Here is a 20,892-nt window from a genome sequence, read left to right on the forward strand (position 1 = left end):
TGCTTATGCAAAACTTACTTCGTCAGCATCTGATCTGATTCGTTAGTTTCCACCGACACGTGAAACATCCCTCATATTCGCCTCGAAAGCAACCATGACGGCTTCTTGTTGGCTTAGTCCGGAGCGTTTCACCTTTTCGATAGCATCAAACATCCGTTTGTAGTCCTTCGGTATAACTTTCACGAACTTCCAAACGTACTCATCCCAGTGCTGAATAACTTGGTGGGCAACGCTGCTATCCGTAAATGTGGCATGATGCTGAATCATCGTTTTCAGTTCGTTCATTTCATACGTTTCTTCCAACTGCTCTAGGTAAACCATTTCTTTGTTTACCTTACTTGAGAAGTCGCCCTTCTCATCCAGTACATAGGCGATACCGCCTGACATACCTGCTGCGAAGTTGCGTCCTGTAGAACCGAGAACAACAACACGGCCGCCTGTCATGTATTCACAACCATGATCGCCTACACCTTCGACAACCGCTCGCACACCGCTGTTTCTTACGCAGAAACGCTCGCCTGCAATACCACGGATGTAAGCATCCCCGTCGGTTGCGCCATAGAACGCTGTATTTCCAATAATCACGTTGTCTTCAGGAACAAAGTTCGACTTACTGGAAGGGAAGATAGCCAGCTTACCGCCGGATAAACCTTTACCAACGTAGTCATTCGCATCACCTTCCAACGAAAGCGTGATCCCTTTCGGTACGAAAGCACCGAAGCTTTGGCCAGCAGAACCATTAAAGTGGAGGCGGATCGTATCGTGAGGTAAGCCGTCCACGCCGTGACGACGTGTAACTTCACTACCTACAATGGTTCCGACAACACGGTTGACGTTTTTAATTGGCAGGATGGCATGCACATGCTCCTTGCGCTCAATAGCAGGCTCACAAATAGCGAGCAGCTTCGTTACGTCCAAAGAGCGGTCCAAACCATGATCCTGCGACATTTGGCAGAAACGGCCTACATGATCGCCCATCTCTGGTTGGTGCAGAAGCGGCGATAAGTCGACGCCCTTAGCTTTCCAATGCTCGACTGCTTGCTTAGACTCAAGCACATCTGTGCGGCCGACCATCTCTTCAATGGTGCGGAAGCCAAGCTCAGCCATCATCTCACGCACATCCTGCGCGATGAAGGTCATGAAATTAACCACATGCTGCGGGTCCCCGGCAAATTTCTTACGCAGCTCCGGATTTTGCGTAGCAACCCCAACCGGACAGGTATCCAGATGGCACACGCGCATCATCACGCAGCCAATTGTAATGAGCGGAGTTGTAGCGAAGCCGAACTCCTCAGCTCCGAGCAGGGCAGCTACGACAACGTCGCGCCCCGTCATCAGCTTGCCGTCTGTCTCGACGACGATACGGCTGCGCAGGTTGTTGAGCACGAGCGTCTGATGCGTCTCCGCCAGACCGAGCTCCCATGGCAGTCCCGCGTGACGAATACTCGTCTGCGGCGACGCGCCTGTTCCTCCGTCGTAGCCGGAAATCAGGACAACGTCCGCTTTCCCTTTGGCTACGCCGGCAGCGATGGTGCCAACACCGACTTCGGATACCAGCTTGACGCTGATCCGTGCCCGCGGGTTGGCATTCTTGAGATCGTGGATCAGCTCAGCTAGATCCTCGATCGAATAAATATCGTGATGCGGCGGCGGCGAGATTAAGCCTACGCCTGGCGTAACACCGCGAACCTCGGCCACCCAAGGGTACACCTTGGTTCCCGGGAGCTGACCGCCCTCGCCGGGCTTCGCGCCCTGCGCCATCTTGATCTGAATCTCGTCAGCATTGACGAGATAATGGCTTGTGACGCCGAAGCGGCCGGACGCCACCTGCTTGATTGCGCTGCGGCGAAGGTCGCCGTTCGCATCCGGCGTGAAACGCTCTGGATGCTCGCCGCCCTCTCCGGTATTGCTCTTGCCGCCGATGCGGTTCATCGCAATCGCAATCGTCTCGTGCGCTTCTTTACTGATGGAGCCATAGGACATGGCTCCCGTCTTGAAGCGCTTGAAGATCGACTCGATCGGCTCCACCTCTTCGATCGGGATCGGCTGTCGGCCTTCCTTGAAGCTCAGAAGCCCGCGCAAAGCCATATATTTCTCATCCTCACGTTTGATGAGCTTCGAGAAATTCTTATACATCGCGTAGTTGTTCGTACGAACGGCTGATTGTAGGGCATGCACCGTTTCCGGTGTATACAGATGGTCTTCTCCATCTCTGCGCCACTGCAAGTCACCGCCGGTGTCCAGCACCTTATCGCGTCCCTCTTGCTCGGAGAAAGCACGGTTGTGGCGGATCAAAGCTTCCTTAGCCACAATATCGATACCAATCCCGCCAACAGGTGTGTGTGTCCATGTGAAATACGAATCAATGAGCTCTTGGCTAAGTCCAATCGCTTCGAAAATTTGCGCCCCGCGATAACTCTGGATCGTGGAAATACCCATTTTCGCCAGGACTTTAACTACGCCCTTCGTTACCGCTTTAATGTAGTTATATGTCGCTTTCTCAATATCAACGCCAACTAGCTGCTTACGACCTATCATGTCGTCTAACGTTTCCAACGCGAGATACGGGTTAATAGCCCCTGCGCCATAACCGAGCAGCAAAGCAAAATGGTGCACTTCACGCGGCTCGCCTGACTCTACTAGCAAGCTCACCTTGGTCCGTGTGCCTTGGCGAATCAAATGGTGATGGAGTCCCGAAGTAGCCAGCAGCGCCGGAATCGGTGCCTTACGGCTATCCACACCACGGTCTGAAAGGATTAATAGCGATGCGCCATCCACAATGGCTTGATCAGCCGCTGCATAAAGGGCTTGCATAGCACTTTCCATACCTGCTGTGCCTTCGGCAGCCTCGAATAGCGTAGGCAAAGTAACTGTTTTGAAACCATCGCGCTTAATATGACGCAGCTTCGCCAGCTCTTTATTGGAGAGGAAAGGCGATTGCAAACGTATTTGTCGACAGCTCTCTGGTTCAGGGTTAATCAGGTTGCGCTCAGGACCGATTGTCGTACCTTGAGCTGTAATGATTTCTTCGAAATTCGCATCGATCGGCGGGTTGGTAACCTGCGCAAACAATTGCTTAAAATAGTTATATAACAGCTGCGGTCGATCAGAAAGCACGGCAAGCGGTGCATCTGTACCCATTGAACCAATGGGGTCTACACCCGTTTTGGCCATTGGCTCCAATGTCTTACGCAGTTGTTCAAAGGTATAACCAAATGCATGCTGACGCTGCAGTACCGTGTCATGGTCGGAACCGAGAACGATTGGCGCATCTTCCAATTCTTCAAGTGAGATAAGGTGCTCGTTCAGCCAATCGCGGTAAGGCTGTTCGCCAGCGATGCGGCTTTTGATTTCCTCATCCGTCACGATGCGTCCTTCTACCGTATCAACAAGCAGCATGCGTCCTGGTCTGAGACGATCTTTGTACAGAATACGCTCAGGCTCAATATCCAAGACACCCACTTCTGAAGCCAGTACGATTAAATCGTCGGTAGTTACATAGTAACGCGATGGCCGCAAGCCATTACGGTCAAGGATTGCTCCAATTTGACTGCCATCGGTGAAAGCAATGGCTGCTGGACCGTCCCACGGCTCCATCAGCGTACTGTGGTACTCGTAGAAAGCCTTCTTCTCATCATCCATTGTTTCGTGTTTGGACCAAGGTTCTGGCACCATCATCATCGCTGCATGCGGCAGCGAACGTCCGGAAAGCATGAGGAATTCTAATGTATTATCAAACATTTGTGAATCGGAGCCATCCGTATCAATAACAGGAAGAATGCGTTTGAAATCTTCGCCGAATAATTCGGTTTCACACATAGCTTGACGGGCATGCATCCAGTTCACATTGCCGCGCAGGGTATTAATTTCACCATTATGAATCAAATAACGGTACGGATGTGCACGTTCCCAGCTCGGGAATGTGTTCGTACTAAAGCGGGAGTGAACGAGTGCGAGTGCGGAGTCTAATTTCTCATCTTGTAATTCAATGTAATAAGCGTCTACTTGCGCAGGCGTTAACATTCCTTTATATACAATCGTTCTGCTAGACAAGCTAGAATAGTAAAATTGCGATTCACGATGAGATAATTTGATAGCGTTTTCAGACAGCTTACGAATGATATATAGCTTACGCTCAAAATCCAAGTTGCTCGTAACATCTTCACTTTGACCGATAAAGACTTGACGAACAAACGGCTCCGCTAACTTCGCGGTATCTCCCAAAGAACTGTTATCCGTTGGAACGGTTCTCCATCCAAGGAATTGCTGCCCTTCTTGTTTGACAATTCGCTCAATTATACTCTCACATGCTTGACGTGCCTCCAAATCCTGAGGTAAATAAACCATACCTACACCATAGCTGCCTGCAGCGGGGAGCTTTATATTCTCCTTCTCACAAGCGGACTGAAGATATGTATCCGGGATTTGCATTAATAAGCCTGCCCCGTCTCCCGTTTTCGGGTCACTGCCTTGACCACCGCGATGATCTAAATTACAAAGGACACGAAGCGCCTGCTTGACGATTTCATGTGATTTGACACCTTTGATATTGGCAACAAAACCAATACCGCACGCATCATGCTCAAACCCCGGATCGTACAATCCCTGTTTGGGAGGTAATCCAATTTTAGTCATGTTGTGCAACCTTTCTTCTCTCGTTTTTGGTTGTACTCTTCGTCCTTGCCCGGACAATGGAGTCGTTTACCCTTGGACGCACGCGTTAAAGCGCTAAAAAGTGATGACACGCGAATGCCTATTCCATCTAAACCAAGCTAATTAATTAGATGAAATATTCTCAATATTTTTTATATTATATTAACACTTGATATCTTATAGTTCAATTCAAAAATAAATAATATGAAAAGGGTTTCATTATAATAGATTCCAGCGTGAAAATAGCAATGCCTGCACACTCCCTTAACGTATAGTACGTCAATGAAAGCGGACGAATCTGAACCGGTTCGACCGTCGATGTAATTCCCAGGCTTCTCGCCATCAGAGATGCCCGATAAGCATGGAAGCCATGCGTTACAATAACCGCTGTCCGATAACCTTTTTCCATCATAATCGCCTGACTGTTCTGCAAATTCTCCATGGTGCTTCGAGACTTCTCCTCTAAAAGGATGGCCCGCTCCGGTACTCCTTTCTCCATTAAATAACGTTTCATCGTTTCAGCTTCAGAGGGTTCACTGCCGCCTATCCCCCCACTCGCAATCACATTCGGAGCTAATCCGCTCCCGTAAGCCTGCACCGCAATATCCAATCGTTCACGTAAAGCCGGACTCGGCTTGCCATCCCATACCGCAGCGCCTAGAATAATGATACAATCACTAGGAGTTCCATGGGAATGTTTCCAAGTATAGTTAACTTTCTAACTCATGAAAGAAAAGTAAAACAGGATGATTAGGAACAAAGCGACGAGTATCCAAAGCCAAGTTTTGAGTTTCTTTTTCATAGGCCCATGATAGCAAACTTTCTATGTTTCATGCTATGATAGCTTATACCGCTGCAAAGAACATACATCCAGATTCCACAGCCTAGGAGGAACTCTGTTTTGAGTATACAGCATACTTTTTCAACCGGAACGATCTGGGAGCCTCTTTATCAATGGCAAATGAAGGCCCATCCGATTGAAGTTGAGCTTTTCCGGTCGCAGCCGGTTCGCCGTCTGAAGTTTCTGCATCACTTCGGGGCATCTGCGCTTTTTTCACCGATGACACATTCCCGTTATGAACATACCGTAGGCGTCTGGTCATTAATGGCTCATTTTTGCCCAGATGAACCTCATTTGCGAATTGCTGCACTTCTACATGATATTGGACACTTGCCATTCTCCCATGCGGTTGAGAGAACACTTGGGTACGATCATCACCGGCAGACTGAGCAACTAATTAGGCGCGGCGTCGTTGCTGATATTCTTATCAAGCACGGCATTTCTCCACCGTCGATTGTGGATATTTTAAATCAGGACAGCCCTCTAACGAATAAAACAATGCTTCTCGGGCTCGATCATCTTGATAGCTTTCTAAGGGATACTTATTATGCCGGACAACAAATACGGCCACCCTCTGAGATTGTCAAAGGGCTTCGCTTACGCGGTCATTATGTGGAAGCTGACGAAGATACGGCTGCTGCACTGGTTCATGCGGTTGTGGAGGACCACCGGCTCTTTCTGAACCCGCAGTTCCTTGCGATGGATGCTCTGCTGGCCAAGGCCGCTGCTCATCATTGCGAGTCGAATCCCGGCATGAAGGAACGTATTCCATCTCTTATGGATCACGAATTGATCCAGGAGCTTTTGCAAAGCAATAATGCGATTTCTAGAGAAATCATCCATGTGCTGATGTACGAGCCCCAACGGATTCAAATCACTGGGGAGCCTGTTCCAGGCAGTATAGAAGTCAAAATTCGAAAGCCTTACAAGAAACAGCCGCTGATCGGCGATAAGCTCGCTTCAGAAGCAAGCTTTCAATCCGCCGTCAAATTGGCAGAACTCGATAGTATGACAGCCACTTACTTTTTCACCATATAACATTTATTACATCCGCAGAGGGGAATGGCCCAGCTTGGCAAAATTGTATTTCCGTTATGGCACTATGAACAGTGGTAAATCAATTGAAGTTTTACGAGTTGCACACAATTATGAAGAACAAGGAAAGAAAGTACTGCTCCTCACGTCCGTCGTAGATGACCGTTTCGGGGTTGGCAAAGTTGTCTCCAGAATCGGCATGCAAAAGGTCGCTATCGTGGTGGACAAGGACTTGGATATGATTGCACTCGCGAGCACAGAACGCCCAAACTGCATTTTGGTTGACGAAGCGCAGTTTTTGAATAAAGAGCAGGTTGCTCAATTAATTGAAATTGTGGACGAATTGGATATTCCCGTTATTGCTTATGGACTCAGAGCTGATTTCATGGGGCAATTATTTGAAGGAAGCGATGCCTTATTAGCCGTAGCTGACACGATCGAGGAGATCAAAACCGTCTGTTGGTATTGCGACAAAAAAGCGATTATGAACATGCGCTGCAAAGACGGGGAGCCGATCTTTCACGGTGAACAGATACAAATTGGCGGTAATGAAAGCTATGTACCTGTGTGTCGTAAATGTTATGCAGCTAAGCGGAAGTCTTCACAAATTTAATGGCTATACTTATAAATAGGTCACAAAGAAATGGTTTTACTAAGAAAGGTGAGTTCCTTGCGAAAAAAACGGATTTTGCTCTTATCCGAGGGCTTCGGGAAAGGTCATACGCAAGCGGCTCACGCGCTTTCAGTGGAGCTTAGGCAGAGCTCATCTGAGATTATTACACGCGTGATCGAGCTTGGCGCTTTTTTGCATCCTACCTTGGCACCTTGGATCTTTTCGGCATACCGCCGCACGGTTACATCACAACCCAAACTCTATGGTATGCTTTACCGTAATCAGTACGAAAAGTCGCCGAGTCGCGTTGCTGGGCTTGTTCTGCATCGTATTTTCTACTCCCAGACAAAAGCAATCATCAAGCAGCTAAGACCAGATATTATCGTTTGCACGCATCCTTTTCCGAGCATTATCGTCTCTCGTCTCAAAAGAGCTGGACTTCATGTTCCACTCTTCACCGTCATTACCGATTACGACGTTCATGGCACATGGATTGATCCAGCGGTAGACAAATACTTGGTTTCAACACCCATGGTAAGAGAACGTTTGATAGGCCGCGGCGTGCCGGAAACGCATGTTGAAGTCACGGGAATTCCTGTTCATCCTAATTTCCGTTTGGAACATAGCAAGGAGCAGATTCGCCAAGAATTTGGTCTAAAAGCAATGCCCACTGTTATGGTCATGGGCGGCGGTTGGGGTGTATTTAAAAAGGAAGAAAAGGAAGAACTGCTGACGTACTTGGCTAGTTGGAGCAAGGATATCCAGCTTCTAATCTGCTTGGGGACGAATGAAAAAGCGCGTCAACAGCTGCTCGAGGAAGACGTGTTCCGGCAGCCTAACGTACATCTAATCGGTTACACTAGCGAGATTAACAAGCTGATGGACATCTCCGATCTGCTCATTACGAAGCCTGGCGGGATGACCTGTACAGAAGCGATGGCCAAAGGCATTCCGATGCTGTTCTACAGCCCAATTCCAGGTCAAGAAGAGAAGAACTGCGACTATTTCCAGGAACAGGGTTATGGTCAGAAAATTATATCGCTAGAGATGATAGATCACTGGTTCAAATTACTGCTTGAACAGTATCCCGAACTAGTGAAACGTAGAACGGACATCCGCAACCATCAAAAATATACGGCGCAAGACTGCTCCGCAGCCATCATGCAATATTTAAAGTTATCGGAGAAGCGCCCCTATATGCAGGCATCAACAACAACACCGCTCATACAATGGTATTAACCATGTATAGGGCGGTGTTTTATTTATGGATCCCCTTCACCGATTCGGCAAGCAGTTCATCTTCACTTATTTGCTTATCTGGTTCGTCGGAAGCCTCTGGATGATGGCTGTGCTTGGCAGCGGTTCTGTTCAGGGGAAACTGCTCGGTATTGACGTAAATCTGTATCACGAGTATGCGTGCTTTGGATTTGCAGGAGCTTTAGGCGGGGCGTTGTATGGACTGCGCATGTTTCATGAGCATTACCACGACCTCACCACACAGTGGGTGTACTGGTACCTGATGCGCCCGATACTATGCTTTGGATCAGCGATCATTACCATCGTCTTATTCGAGAGCGGCATTCTGCTGCTGCAAGTCGGGGACTCGATGGCCGCTCGTATCAGTGTGGCGTTTCTTACCGGATATGGGTACGGGAAATTCATGGAGAAGATTCGTGCACTCACGACTACGTTTTTTAACGGGAATGGGAATAGTACCGGAAACGGTCGTAATGGCGGCGATCAGCCGAAGAACTAATAAGATGGTGCAAAAGGCATGTTGCTGCCGCGACATGTCTTTTTTTTGCTTAAATCACCATAAGAGCTGAATCGATCCAAATTTATATTGAATTGGATTGGCTTAATTGGAGATTATAATTTTGTCACCCATTTGTACGAAGGAGAACAATATGAGAATATTTATTATTTTGTGTATTTGTCTATTTTTGATGCAGCCTGCTGCTAATGCCGCCCCTAAGAAAGATCGAGCTTATTATGAGACACGCGGAGAAATCGTTTGGGAAATAACCACCGATGAGAAAGTCATAGCACTAACGTTCGACGATGGTCCTCACCCTGAATACACAGCTCAGATCCTAGAACTGCTCAAACAGTACGAAGCTAAGGCCACTTTTTTCGTTGTGGGTAATAAAGTAAAGCTTTACCCTGACGTTCTAAATCAAACTATACGCGAGGGCCATGAGATTGCTAATCATACATATAGCCACGCCTATCTAAGCAAAAAAAACAACATTAAAAAAGAAATTAATCAAACAGAGGAACTTATCTATGACACAACAGGAAAACGGTGCCTATTGTTTCGCCCGCCTGGAGGGTTTTATAATGAACGGCTTGTAGCTACTGTACGGGCGGAAGGGTATAAGATGATTATGTGGAGTTGGCAATTGGATACAAAGGATTGGAGTACACCAGGGGTCAACAAAATTGTAAACCGCGTATTAAACAATGCGAAAAACGGAAATATTGTGTTATTTCATGACTATATTGAAGGTCCTACACAGACCATTGCAGCCTTAAAGATCATTTTGCCGGAATTAAAAAGTAGGGGATATCAGCTAGTTACCGTTTCACAACTTCTAAACTATAACAAGGCTCTCCCTGCAAAAATTGATTAGACATAGAGATGCCTAAACCTAAAAAGAGATTTGAAATGGAGTGCTTTGCGATGGTACATTTTAAGCTGCGTTATTGTTTGATACTTTGTGCGCTGCCTGTTTTGTCCGGATTCACAGTATCTGCTGGCGATTCCGTCATGACCGAAATTATGAATGAAGCTCCAAAAAAGCGAATCTTACCTATTTCTGCAAAAATAGATCGTGTTGAGGGTGCTATCCCTGGTTACAATGGTCTGGAAGTCGATATTCAAAAGACATACGAAATGAACAAGAACAACCTTGGCGGCAGATCTATTCATTATGTTTATAAGGAAATACCACCTGAGATTCATCTTAATCAGTTGGGAGCAGCCCCTATTTATCGCGGCAACCCACTAAAACCTATGGTTTCTTTCATGATCAATGTTGCATGGGGAAATGAATATATCCCTGTTATTCTCGATACACTGGACAAGCATCATGTGAAAACAACGTTCTTTCTGGACGGATCTTGGCTTAAAAAGAATGTGACCACGGCCAAACAAATTCTGGACCGCGGTCATGAATTATCCAATCATGCTTATTCTCATAAAAACATGAGCCAATTAAGCAACAGCCAAGCTTATCAAGAGATCTCAAAAACAGAGAAGCTGCTCTCTCAAGAGCTGCAAGTAAAAAACCGCTGGTTTGCTCCCCCGTCGGGCGATTTCGATAAAGAGACTGTAGAAGTTGCTCAAAGTATGAAGCTGAATACGGTGTTGTGGACGTTAGATACGGTTGATTGGAGAAATCCAAGCCCGCAATCCATCATTCATAAAATTAGTACAAAAGCAGGCAATGGTTTCTTAATCCTCATGCATCCTACACGATCAGCAAGTAAAGCCTTGGATGGCATGCTTACCGCTGTCAAGAATAAAGGATTGCACGTAGGGACTGTAAGCGATGTATTGTCTACAAATCGGGTTCCAGTTGGTGAACAGTACTTTGGGACAGAATGATGTGGAACTTTGTGGGAGTTACAGAACGCGCTTAGCCTGGACAAAGCGGTCCTTCCAAGAACTATTCAATTCAGATATCGTTACGCCAATGCCCGGGCGGAAGGTATGCAGCATAAGGCCGTTACCTAAGTACACTGCAACATGACCGATACGGTCGATACCGCTTTTATTTTTTCTTTTGGGCGTTGTGAAAAACACGAGATCACCTTCACGCAGTTGATCCATAGACACCTCTGTACCAAGCTGACTCTGCTGCCTTGAATTTCGCGGCAGCGACACCCCTTGACTGATAAAGATGTATTTCAAGAAGGAAGAACAGTCGAAAGAGTCGGTTTGGTCCGACTTCGCCCCGAATACGTAAGGGGTTCCAAGGAAACCAAATCCTTTCACAATGAGATGGTCGGCTTTGCGTTTCCAACTTGGCTCCTTTTGATCCGAATGGGCAAGCTGTTCAAAATGCGCGACAACTTTAGCTATTTCGGCAGCGGATATCTTTACATTCTTCGCATTTGGGACTGGATCATCTCCATCTTGAGTCATCTCTTGTGTGAGAGCGTTCTCATTCTCCTTCACGGAAGGCGCGCTGCTATCGGGAGTTGTCAACTGCTTATCGGCAGCAGCATCCTGTCCTGAAAACTGAATAGGAGCGGTTGCTACCCATCGATTAGAGTGAGCATTCGAGAATGCAGCTGATAATTTCATGTTTTCAGGATTTTTCAAGGTAAAACCGATTAGTACCAGAAAAGCAATGACTAGAGCGGGTATCGCATATTTTTTGGCAAGCATGTGTGACTCCTCTAGTAAGCAAGTTTACCTATACCATTCTACAGCCATTGGCTAGGTTAGGGGGTATAGAGGATGGAATTTCATGGGTGATGTGACAGCAAAGAAGCCTTTCCTTCAGCAGTGCTCTGCTTCCAGAAAGGCTTCTTCGTTATTTCGCTGCATCAAACGTATGCACCTTGTTCCAATTAACACCACCGTTAGCGGTGGTGTACATCACGCTTGGCTGCTCATTACCATTCGTGATAAGCCAACCTTGATTTATGTCTGCCATAGCCAGCAGCAGCTCACCAAAGCCTGTGAACGACTCCTTGCCGTTCACCCATGTCTTGCCGCCGTCCTTGGTCCATCCGACGGAGTTCGGCTTGTCGCAGCTCGGGCACTGCCCGCCCATATAAGCTACGTCTGGACTCACGACGTAAAGAGGTCCGGGCTTGGAGCCCGTATTCTTCGGCCCTGTGTTCTCACCCGCAGGGAAACCTGGAGCTGGTCCCCCTCCGGCGGTGCTGTTTGCCAGAACCGTCAGCCAGTTCTTCCCGCCGTCTTTCGTGTGAAACAACGAATACGAGGTTTGGGTCATCCCCGATTCCCCAATTAACTCGACCCACGCATCGTTTACACCCGCAGAACGAATAACGACACCGGTTAGTGAGGCTTCTGTTTTACGCGACATCACCTTAGTCCATGTCTTGCCGCCATCCTGGGTTCGCTGGACTTCAATAGCATCCTTGACTTGTCTAACCGCCCATCCATTATTTTTATCATGGAAATAGGCATCCCCTTTCGTGCCCTCGGGTACAGGCAAGGAAGTCCATTTCACTCCTCCATCCGCAGTGTGTGCATTTCCGCTAAATGCTTCCGTCTTCGTCACAAAATGAAGAAACGCCTGATTCGGAACTTTACCAACGGATGTCCAGTGCAGACCTCCATCCTTCGTACTTAGCAGTTTACCTTCTTCACCGACAGTTGCCCAAGCATCCTGACCATTCAGTGCAAACAACTGCTTAATGTCGCCTGTCCCCTCGTATTGAACCTTCCATTTCACACCGCCATCATCTGTTCGTGCGATCCAGCCTTTGCCGCCGATCCAACCAGATTTAGCATCAGCCAGCCTTACCGCTGTTACCCCGTTCATCGATACCTTCGATGGTGTTACATTACCTTTATTGGGAACAGCTGTGGAACTAGGAGCCGGTGTTTCAGCGGCAGCTGTCGGTTGTGGCGTGATCGTTGCGCTAGGTGTCGGTGAATTTGAAGCATTCACTGTCCCGCTTGTTGTTCCAGATGATTCACACCCTGTAAGTGCAAATAGCGTTATTGCCAAAAGCGTAATTGTTTTTCTCAACATGATGATAACTCCCTTCACTTCTAATCGTTCACCGGTCTACCTTATAGACGTAACTTTCATTGAAAAAGTTGAGCCTCCAGACATATTTTGATTGGCAAATTTAGTATGTCCCATAGCGGATCGTACTTATGTTGGCAGCACCAATGACCGACATCCCCTTTTTAGCAAAATAATAAATTAGGCATGACTCATCCCATTGACGAATACAATCGAATCAAGGAGGGGGACATTGTTACGGAAAGGAAGAGGATCGGTTGAAATTCATCTGGGGTAAAAAAGAACTCACCTTAATGATTATTCCGGGCGCCAACCGCCGAACCGTAAGATTCAAGCTTCCGCACAGCAGTTTGTATATTGTGCCTAGCTTGATCCTGCTCGTGTTGATTGGATTTTTTGTCACGATTTACTTAATGAATATTTACTCCCATCAAACGAGAACCAGCATGCAGCAAACGTTCGATGGACAAGAACGCCAACTGGTTAATCAAATTACACTTAAAAATAGCGAACTGGAACAGCTTCAAACCAATTTGATTGACTTATCCCAGCAAGCGAATGAATTTAAGGTGAAGTTAGAAGAAATTAAGAAACTTGATCATGTCCTTCAGTTAATGAGCCAGACAGAAGGAACAAACCGGACAAGCAAAAAGATTTCTATGGAGAGTACAGAGACTCAGAGCGGCGTACGCTCTGACGTCGGTGGCAGCGAGATTCCTGTTACTTCGCAAGAAGTATCTTCTTTGGTCAGCAGCACCAAACAAGGACTTACTTCGTTAGTTGGGGATATTAACGCGCTGCTTTTGAATTTGAACGAATCCGAAGCCAGGCTGGAAGAAGCCGAGCGTCTGCGCAACATCACACCGACACTTTGGCCAACAACGACCCACCTCATTACATCAGGTTTCGGCATAAGAAGAGATCCTTTTACGCTTAAACCGACCATGCATGCCGGGCTCGACCTCGATGGTGAGATGAATGACCCCGTATATGCCACTGCTGCAGGTAAAGTCGTAGAAGCCAGCTTTGATAACGAACATGGTAATCATATTATTCTCGATCATTCCCGAGGGATACAAACGGAGTACATGCATCTGAATAAAATGCTCGTCAAACGCGGAGAATCAGTAACGAAAGGTCAAAAGATCGGCCTACTCGGCTCCACAGGACGAAGCACGGGCTCCCATCTGCATTATGAAGTTCATAAGAACGGCGTCCAGATTGACCCCTCCCCTTATCTCATTACCAATAGAAAGGATGAACCCTAATGCTTGGAAGCTCTAAGTCGAAGCGAATTGATGCTAAAACAACCGATACATTGATCGGGGGCAGTACCATTTGTGAGGGTAAAATCATGTCCGAAGCCAGCCTTCGCATCGAAGGACAGATGAACGGCGACATTGAGTGCGCAGGCGACATCACCATTGGTGAGAACGCTGTTGTGCAGTCCAACATCCAGGCACGCGATGTCATCGTTGCCGGCAAAGTGAAAGGTAATATTCACACCAAAGGCAAGCTCATTGTGACCAGCTCCGGCGTGCTGGTTGGCAATATCGATGTCCGTTCCTTCATTATTCAGGAGGGCGGCATTTTTCAAGGAAGCAGTGCGATGAACCTCGCAGCTGTGAATGATAAAGGCAGCGGAAGCGGCAAAGTCATTGATGCCAAAGCACATAAACAGCAGAAGAGCGAGCAGCAGGCTGCTTCTGGCGGGAACTAAGCATTGGAAGTAAGCAAAAATAGAGATTGCCTATCAGCTGGCCTTTTTGGCCAGGTTGTGGGCAGTCTCTATTTTGTTCTGTGCAATGCAATGGCACCAGACCTTCTCTCGCTCGTGAAAACGGTAAAAGTGGAGTCTGTGGAGCTCTTTGACTCCGCGAAGCCTCGAACCTCCTAATTGAATTCCTAATTAGAGCGAATTCAAGGCAGCTAACAAAGCCTGCATAAGTGCAGTCTTTTCAACCGAGTCAGACTGTTTGGAAGAAATTCCTGCAAATATACAGTATTATTGTAGAATTTCTGCCTGAACTTGAGAAGCAGCCGCGGAAAAGTGTATTTTTGCAGGGATTATATTTACCAAGCTAAATATGAGTAAAAAGGATGTATACTTGCATTTATTCTACAAAAGCTGAACTGCGCTTCGTTGAAGTTCGTATCGCACGATGTTTTTGCCTGCTGCCCCTGTAACCGCGGAAAACCATCCTTTCGTACAGAGCGACTGCAGCGCTCGAACGGCAGTTCGATGATTGATGCCTAAATGAGTCACTACATCAATAGGCCGCAGCGGACGAGCGAGTCTGCAGGCGAGACGAACGATTTCCCTCTCCGACACGCTACTCGAGGCAGTCTTTTTTTGTCCTCTAAGTAATTATCTTCGTCAGGGAAATTGACGCAGCTAACAAAGCCTGCATAAGTGCAGTCTTTTCAATCGAGTTCGAGTATTGCGAAGGAATTCCTGCAAATATACTGTATTATTGCAGAATTTCTGCCTGAACTTGAGAAGCAGCCGCGGAAAAGTGTATTTTTGCAGGGATTATATTTACCAAGCTAAATATGAGTAAAAAGGATGTATACTTGCATTTATTCTACAAAAGCTGAACTGCGCTTCGTTGAAGTTCGTATCGCACGATGTTTTTGCCTGCTGCCCCTGTAACAGCGGAAAACCATCCTTTCGTACAGAGCGACTGCAGCGTTCGAACGGCAGTTCGGTGATTGATGCCTAAATGAGTCACTACATCAATAGGCCGCAGCGGACGAGCGAGTCTGCAGGCGAGACGAACGATTTCCCTCTCCGACACGCTGCTCGAGCTTGCGGGAGATGATTGCGACTGATAGCGACTAAGCAGCATCCGCAATAACGTGATGCATAGCTCTGGACGATGAGCGACGTCATCATAGGCAAAAGATATGATCTGGAATCCCATAGCAGATAGAAATGTTTCCCGGTTCAGTTCGTTGCAGTATTTTTGTCTGTCCATATCCCGAACATGCGAACCGAAACCTTTGATTTCGATGATCAGTTTTACAGCTTGCGCCAGCCAGGCGAAATCGCAGAAATAAGATAGACCGCGCCAATCGAGTACTTCGAATTCCGGATGTAAATCGTCGAAATTTCCTAGGAGAGGCCACCATATGTTCCTGCAAAATAATCTCTCGGCTTCCCGGTGTCCCCGCTCCAAGCGGCCTCTTCTTTCTCCCGTTCGCCTCTGTAAATGGTTCTGAATAAAATAAGCATGTGACTTCTCAAACGTCATCTTCAACCTCCCCTCACAAATGAAAAAAAGAACGCCCCAGCTCCATCTGTTGAGGAATGGAGCGGGACGTTCTTCGTCTCGTTGAGATTATTATAATGCGAATTCGTTCGGTTAACCAGTCCGAATATTGGTTAATTATTCCTAATTTATGAGCGGAGCAGGCTGCCAAGGAAGGAGAGCTTTCTGATGCTGGGAATTTCCTTGTTGCTTACCTGCGAATATTAATCAAAAACGTGAGGATATAACGGCACTAAAGCAAACGGCTATCCCCTTAGGAAATCACGTTTTCATTGGACACCCGATTGCGCACAAACTGCGCGAGTAAACGGGCCCCGTAACCGGTCGCGCCTGCCGAATGCCAGCCTTGAGCAGATGATACATCCTTTAAGGACGCCATATCGATATGGGCCCAACGCAGCGATGGCTGGACGAACTTACGCAAAAATAAAGCTGCCGTCGTAGCCCCTGCTTCTCCGACCCTGCTGATGTTGCAGATATCCGCATAATCACTGTGCAGGTAAGCCTCATATTCATCGACAAGCGGGAGCTGCCACACTTTTTCGCTTACTTGCTTCCCGGCTTGTGTGATCTCAGCCACAAAAGCGTCCTCCCCCCATATCCCAGCATACTTGGAACCTAGAGCGGCTCCACAAGAATAGGTCAAGGTTGCAATATCAACGGCTTCCACTGCCCCTAAGCGCTGGGCATGAATCAAGGCGTCGGCTAGCACCAAGCGGCCTTCCGAATCCGTATTTCCCACCTGAACCGATACGCCATTCGGGTATTGCAGCAGCTCGCCAGGCAGCAATGCCTCACCGTCTGGCATATTTTCTGCAGCAGCAATAAGCACAACGACGTTCGCCTGTACGTCCCCAGCAGCAAGAATATCAAGAGCGCCTATCACGGCTGCCGCCCCAGCCATATCCATTCGCATATCGCTGATATCGAAGTCCTTCTTCAGACTAATCCCGCCTGTATCAAAAGTGATGCCTTTGCCAATTAAGGCCGTAAGCGGCAATGTCTCATCCGTACAATAGCGCAGCTCCAGAAGCGCTGGAGGATACTTGCTGCCTTTGCCCACGGCGATCAAGCCGACCATACCTTGCTGCTCCAGACGCTCCCCTTCATAAACGACTGCCTCAACCTTCGTACTTGTAAAATGCTCCATCGTCTTCTCGATAAGAGTCTTCGGACGCAGCATGTTGGGGGGCTCATTCGCGAGATTGCGGGCTAGAATCGCCCCCTCTGCATAAATGCGTCCCCATCGTACCGCTTCGTTCAACACTTCAAATCTTGCTTCCTCTTCCTTTACTACATCTGCTTTTGTTTCAGTGAGAAACTGCAAGCTTACTTCCGTATGTACGGTCTGTTTCGTTCGATACACCTCAAACGCATAAGTGCCGAGCTTCCAGCCCTCCACCCAAGCGGTTACTGCTTCCGCTTCTCTAATGGGAACCGAATGTTCACATCGCTTCAGCAGCTCGCCCAAATTTATGCCTACTCGCTCTTTCTTGTGCTTATGAATCGCACGTCCTGCATTCCCCGCTGCCTCGCGGATTCGTTCCGTATCCAGACGCGAGGTCTCTCCACAACCAACCAGCAGCGCGTCACGCTCTCCAATACGGCCATGCAGCCAAGTCAGCGCCCCTCGTTCTCCCATATGCGGCAGAAGTGAATAGTCTTGCAGCCATGAAGGAAGGCGTGTCGCTCCCATCTCTTCGATGTCGTCCGAGCAGATGGGAACAATGAGAGTCTGGGCATCATTTTCTCCACCAACCGTAAACGTCATCTTAAGATACCTCCATCTTCTAGCCGCTGCCATGTTTCAAAGGAATGCCTTCCTTCTTGCAGACGAATAACGCGAGCACCCCGAGGTAAGTCTCCGTAGGTGCTGCAGCCTGTCACTCTGCCGAAACATAACCGAATATCATGCAGCGTACCACAGTAATCATTGTCATGATCATGTCCGACAAAGGTTCCCATCACATCGCCCATTTCCACCATGGCAGCAAATAACCCGCTGTTGAGTTTGGGACAACATACCTCTTCATGCTTGGTACCGCTCACTTTCCCCAGTTTCCATACATCGTCGTATTCAGGAAGCGGGATATGGAAAAACGCGAGCCCAGGCAATATAGCCCCGCTCCGTTTGCGGAGAGCAAGCGACTGCTGCTTATACCAATGCACTTGATCCGAGGCAATCCAAGCGTAACCACCCACTGATTCTGGTGCCATCACGCCGGAATCAAGAAAATAAAGAACAGCAGCCGGATTCCCGGATTGCACGCTTTGAATCGTATGCATGTAATTGCCAACGCCGCTGAGCTCTAATGGTCCTGCTTGCGAGTAGCAGGTCTTATGCTCCAGTGCAATCGCCATCAGTTCCTCACGTGTCACTTCCTCCTCCGTATCGTGATTGCCGAATACGTGCGTCCAGGGTACGCCTGACTCAACTGCGGGAGCAATAGCTCTGCGAAAGGATGCTGAAGAGTCAGATACGCCATAACTTGAAATCAGATCGCCCGTATACACGATGAGATCCGGCTTCTCCGCCGCTAGCACCGCACTGACTAAAGCGAGCGTCCTCAAATCCTCTTCATTGTCCTTGTCGCCTCCTATATGCAAGTCCGTGAGCTGTACAATAGTAAATGTCCCGTCCTCCCGGAACCTCAGATCGTCCGCCATTCATCCATGCCCCTTTCTAATCGCAGTTTCAATTCATCGGCAAGTCGTCGTTATACCACCTCAGAATGGTCAGATCCCTGTTCTTTATTTTGCCTAATAAAAGCTTCCAGCCCTTCCCGATCCGGGGTACCGGTGCTGCCGCCATAAGCTTCGACTGACATAGCTCCGCAAACGTTGCCATATAACAGGCAAGTCTCGACGTTCAGCCCTGTTAAGAACCCATAGATGTAACCGGCATTAAACGAATCTCCTGCTCCTGTCGTATCTAAGGCTTTGACCGAGAATCCGGGGCAAGACGTTTGCAAACCGTCTTTCATCGCTACGGCTCCATTGGGTCCGAGCTTGACTACAACATGCTTGCAGAAGCCCGACATATAGCTTAAGCTGTCATCTATGTGTTCGAAGCCCGTATAGTGGTGCGCCTCGGTTTCGTTCATCAGAAAGACATCTACATAACGCATCAATTCAAACACCCCGGAATACCATTCTCCGGTATCATCCCACCCTACATCGCAGGAAAGTGTGACTCCCATCTCTTTCAACTTCTTCGCCATAGCAACGAATTCGTCATGGTTGCGTCGTCCTCTATAACCGGTTACGTGGACATGTCTGCCTGATGCTACTTGAGCTAAATCAAGCTCACTTACTTGCATCTCCGCGTTTGATCCTGCATAGGTAATGAATGAACGATCCTGTTCCGGATTAATCGCTATCGTTATCCCTGTACGACTCGTTTGGCTAGTCAAGATCAGGCTGGTATCAATACCATACCGACCAAACTGTTCCCGGATATAATGACCGTAGCCATCATCTCCAAGAACGCCGTTAAAGGCTACATGCAGCCCTAGCTTGGCTAATGAGATCGTAAATAGAGCCGCACCTCCGCCTACATGCATCAACATATCTTCAACAAAAATTTCTTGTCCAGGCAGAGGAATCTGGTTACAGCCCACCACTACTAAATCAATATTGGCATCGCCGATGACAACCGCATCAAATTTGTTCATTCCGCACTTCCTCTCCCGCTCCGTTCTCTGTCCTATCTCTCAGCTTGATAGGCCCCGCAGCTGTCGCGCACGACAAGTTTATGTCCCAAGATCAAATCTTCCCTCGGACTGAATGTAGGATCTGAAATTAATTCAATCAGCGTATCCACCGTAATTTTCCCCATGTCCTGAATAGGCTGCTCCATGGAGGACAAGCGTGGACGAACGAGCTCTGTCAGTTGGCTTCCATCAAAGCCGATGATGGATATATCGTCCGGAACTTTTAGCTGATGGTCATGAATGCAGTTCATAGCTCCAACCGCCATATCATCACTTACTGCAAATAAAGCGGTAGGACGAGGCTCACAGACAAGCAGTTCCTTCATCAGATTGTATCCGCTCTGCGTCTTATAGTCGCCGAACCGGATATAGTCATTCACAATCTTGACTCGGTTATCTTTGAGGGCATTCCGGTAGCCTACATAACGGTTCTGCCCTGAGGTAATATCTCTCATATCCCCGCCAATAAAGGCAATTCGCTCATGTCCAAGCTCAATTAAGTAACGGGTCGCATCATAAGCCGCCTCGTAATCATCGATAATGACAGAAACGAACTTATGATCTAAAGGTCTTACACTTGAAAAGATGACTGGGATATCCAATTTATTAATAAAACTGCGAATATCATCGCTTAATTTCTCATGCATAATAATAATGCCGTCTACACGCATCTCTTTAAATACATTCAAATATTTCAGCTCTTTATCCGTATCCTCGATAATGTTGCAGACCAGTAGGTTGTAATCATTCATGCTCGCCGTTTCCTCGATACTGCTCAAAATAGTGGAATAAAAGCTGGATGTCAGATCGGGAACAATGACGCCAATCAGGTTCGTTTTCTTCCGCACCAAACTCCTCGCGATGTGGCTCGGTGCATAACCAAGCTCGTCAATTACGCGTTTCACTTTGGCCTTCAGATCGTCCTTCACGTATTTTTCTCCGTTTAACACTCTGGAAACTGTGGTTACGGATACTCCCGCTTTCTTGGCTACATCTTTAATTTTGGGCGCCATGATTATCATCCTTC

General features: G+C 47.7%; 18 protein-coding genes. 8 read left to right on the top strand and 10 right to left on the bottom strand.

Annotation, left to right across the window (positions count from 1 at the left end):
- Positions 1-42: 42 nt before the first annotated feature.
- Together gltB and AC58U0_RS01145 are read right to left on the bottom strand one after the other, a co-directional pair.
- Positions 43-4,635, bottom strand: a complete 4,593-nt coding sequence (gltB, locus tag AC58U0_RS01140; protein ID WP_497377161.1) for a glutamate synthase large subunit — start codon at positions 4,633-4,635, stop codon at positions 43-45.
- Positions 4,636-4,837: 202 nt separating this feature from the next.
- Entirely contained in the window at positions 4,838-5,323 is a 486-nt protein-coding gene (locus tag AC58U0_RS01145) for a YdcF family protein (protein ID WP_497377672.1), read from the bottom strand.
- 231 nt (positions 5,324-5,554) lie between these two features.
- On the opposite strand from AC58U0_RS01145, the gene AC58U0_RS01150 reads away from it, so the two are divergent.
- The 6 genes from AC58U0_RS01150 to AC58U0_RS01175 all read left to right on the top strand — a co-directional run bounded on the left by AC58U0_RS01150 (position 5,555) and on the right by AC58U0_RS01175 (position 10,752).
- A complete protein-coding gene (locus AC58U0_RS01150; RefSeq protein ID WP_497377162.1) occupies positions 5,555-6,532 on the top strand; it encodes an HD domain-containing protein in 978 nt (325 codons plus the stop codon).
- 34 nt (positions 6,533-6,566) lie between these two features.
- Complete coding sequence (locus tag AC58U0_RS01155) at positions 6,567-7,142, top strand: thymidine kinase (RefSeq protein ID WP_497377164.1); 576 nt, start codon at positions 6,567-6,569, stop codon at positions 7,140-7,142.
- A gap of 57 nt (positions 7,143-7,199) precedes the next feature.
- Positions 7,200-8,381 carry an MGDG synthase family glycosyltransferase gene (locus AC58U0_RS01160; protein WP_497377166.1) on the top strand — a complete coding sequence of 394 codons (1,182 nt, stop codon included), beginning with the start codon at positions 7,200-7,202 and terminating at the stop codon, positions 8,379-8,381.
- A 25-nt stretch (positions 8,382-8,406) separates the two neighbouring features.
- Positions 8,407-8,898, top strand: a complete 492-nt coding sequence (locus tag AC58U0_RS01165) for a hypothetical protein (protein ID WP_497377167.1) — start codon at positions 8,407-8,409, stop codon at positions 8,896-8,898.
- Between the two features lie 151 nt (positions 8,899-9,049).
- Complete coding sequence (locus AC58U0_RS01170) at positions 9,050-9,775, top strand: polysaccharide deacetylase family protein (RefSeq protein ID WP_497377168.1); 726 nt, start codon at positions 9,050-9,052, stop codon at positions 9,773-9,775.
- A 50-nt stretch (positions 9,776-9,825) separates the two neighbouring features.
- Positions 9,826-10,752, top strand: coding sequence for a polysaccharide deacetylase family protein (locus AC58U0_RS01175; protein WP_497377169.1), 927 nt, complete (start codon positions 9,826-9,828; stop codon positions 10,750-10,752).
- Between the two features lie 18 nt (positions 10,753-10,770).
- Here AC58U0_RS01175 and AC58U0_RS01180 read toward each other — a convergent pair whose 3' ends face one another.
- The gene (locus AC58U0_RS01180; RefSeq protein ID WP_497377171.1) at positions 10,771-11,538 is read right to left on the bottom strand and encodes a C40 family peptidase; all 768 of its coding nucleotides are present in this window, start codon (positions 11,536-11,538) and stop codon (positions 10,771-10,773) included.
- A gap of 148 nt (positions 11,539-11,686) precedes the next feature.
- Positions 11,687-12,883: a WD40/YVTN/BNR-like repeat-containing protein gene (locus tag AC58U0_RS01185; protein WP_497377173.1), complete on the bottom strand. Its 1,197-nt coding sequence runs from the start codon at positions 12,881-12,883 to the stop codon at positions 11,687-11,689.
- Positions 12,884-13,137: 254 nt separating this feature from the next.
- On the opposite strand from AC58U0_RS01185, the gene AC58U0_RS01190 reads away from it, so the two are divergent.
- Both AC58U0_RS01190 and AC58U0_RS01195 read left to right on the top strand, forming a co-directional pair.
- On the top strand, positions 13,138-14,148 hold the full coding sequence (locus tag AC58U0_RS01190; protein ID WP_497377174.1) for a M23 family metallopeptidase: 1,011 nt from the start codon (positions 13,138-13,140) through the stop codon (positions 14,146-14,148).
- A complete protein-coding gene (locus AC58U0_RS01195; RefSeq protein ID WP_497377175.1) occupies positions 14,148-14,600 on the top strand; it encodes a bactofilin family protein in 453 nt (150 codons plus the stop codon). Before AC58U0_RS01190 ends, AC58U0_RS01195 begins: the two co-directional genes overlap by 1 nt.
- A gap of 399 nt (positions 14,601-14,999) precedes the next feature.
- Here the strand turns inward: AC58U0_RS01195 and AC58U0_RS01200 are convergent, their stop codons facing one another.
- The 6 genes from AC58U0_RS01200 to AC58U0_RS01225 all read right to left on the bottom strand — a co-directional run bounded on the left by AC58U0_RS01200 (position 15,000) and on the right by AC58U0_RS01225 (position 20,878).
- Positions 15,000-15,212, bottom strand: a complete 213-nt coding sequence (locus AC58U0_RS01200; RefSeq protein ID WP_497377176.1) for a hypothetical protein — start codon at positions 15,210-15,212, stop codon at positions 15,000-15,002.
- Between the two features lie 253 nt (positions 15,213-15,465).
- Entirely contained in the window at positions 15,466-16,134 is a 669-nt protein-coding gene (locus AC58U0_RS01205) for a DUF559 domain-containing protein (protein ID WP_497377178.1), read from the bottom strand.
- A 271-nt stretch (positions 16,135-16,405) separates the two neighbouring features.
- Positions 16,406-17,923: a leucyl aminopeptidase family protein gene (locus AC58U0_RS01210; RefSeq protein ID WP_497377179.1), complete on the bottom strand. Its 1,518-nt coding sequence runs from the start codon at positions 17,921-17,923 to the stop codon at positions 16,406-16,408.
- On the bottom strand, positions 17,920-18,819 hold the full coding sequence (locus AC58U0_RS01215) for a metallophosphoesterase family protein (protein WP_497377180.1): 900 nt from the start codon (positions 18,817-18,819) through the stop codon (positions 17,920-17,922). Before AC58U0_RS01215 ends, AC58U0_RS01210 begins: the two co-directional genes overlap by 4 nt.
- A 50-nt stretch (positions 18,820-18,869) precedes the next feature.
- Positions 18,870-19,826, bottom strand: a complete 957-nt coding sequence (locus tag AC58U0_RS01220; RefSeq protein WP_497377181.1) for a carbohydrate kinase family protein — start codon at positions 19,824-19,826, stop codon at positions 18,870-18,872.
- 32 nt (positions 19,827-19,858) lie between these two features.
- A complete protein-coding gene (locus tag AC58U0_RS01225; protein WP_497377182.1) occupies positions 19,859-20,878 on the bottom strand; it encodes a LacI family DNA-binding transcriptional regulator in 1,020 nt (339 codons plus the stop codon).
- Between the last annotated feature and the right edge of the window lie 14 nt (positions 20,879-20,892).

The sequence above is a fragment of the Paenibacillus sp. J31P190 genome (assembly GCF_059692075.1).

Bases quoted from the DNA above. Each gene is read 5' to 3' on its own strand.
- gltB (WP_497377161.1), bottom strand. From the start codon at position 4,635: ATGACTAAAATTGGATTACCTCCCAAACAGGGATTGTACGATCCGGGG.
- AC58U0_RS01165 (WP_497377167.1), top strand. From the start codon at position 8,407: ATGGATCCCCTTCACCGATTCGGCAAGCAGTTCATCTTCACTTATTTG.
- AC58U0_RS01170 (WP_497377168.1), top strand. From the start codon at position 9,050: ATGAGAATATTTATTATTTTGTGTATTTGTCTATTTTTGATGCAGCCT.
- AC58U0_RS01175 (WP_497377169.1), top strand. From the start codon at position 9,826: ATGGTACATTTTAAGCTGCGTTATTGTTTGATACTTTGTGCGCTGCCT.
- AC58U0_RS01180 (WP_497377171.1), bottom strand. From the start codon at position 11,538: ATGCTTGCCAAAAAATATGCGATACCCGCTCTAGTCATTGCTTTTCTG.
- AC58U0_RS01185 (WP_497377173.1), bottom strand. From the start codon at position 12,883: ATGTTGAGAAAAACAATTACGCTTTTGGCAATAACGCTATTTGCACTT.
- AC58U0_RS01195 (WP_497377175.1), top strand. From the start codon at position 14,148: ATGCTTGGAAGCTCTAAGTCGAAGCGAATTGATGCTAAAACAACCGAT.
- AC58U0_RS01205 (WP_497377178.1), bottom strand. From the start codon at position 16,134: ATGACGTTTGAGAAGTCACATGCTTATTTTATTCAGAACCATTTACAG.
- AC58U0_RS01210 (WP_497377179.1), bottom strand. From the start codon at position 17,923: ATGACGTTTACGGTTGGTGGAGAAAATGATGCCCAGACTCTCATTGTT.
- AC58U0_RS01215 (WP_497377180.1), bottom strand. From the start codon at position 18,819: ATGGCGGACGATCTGAGGTTCCGGGAGGACGGGACATTTACTATTGTA.
- AC58U0_RS01220 (WP_497377181.1), bottom strand. From the start codon at position 19,826: ATGAACAAATTTGATGCGGTTGTCATCGGCGATGCCAATATTGATTTA.
- AC58U0_RS01225 (WP_497377182.1), bottom strand. From the start codon at position 20,878: ATGGCGCCCAAAATTAAAGATGTAGCCAAGAAAGCGGGAGTATCCGTA.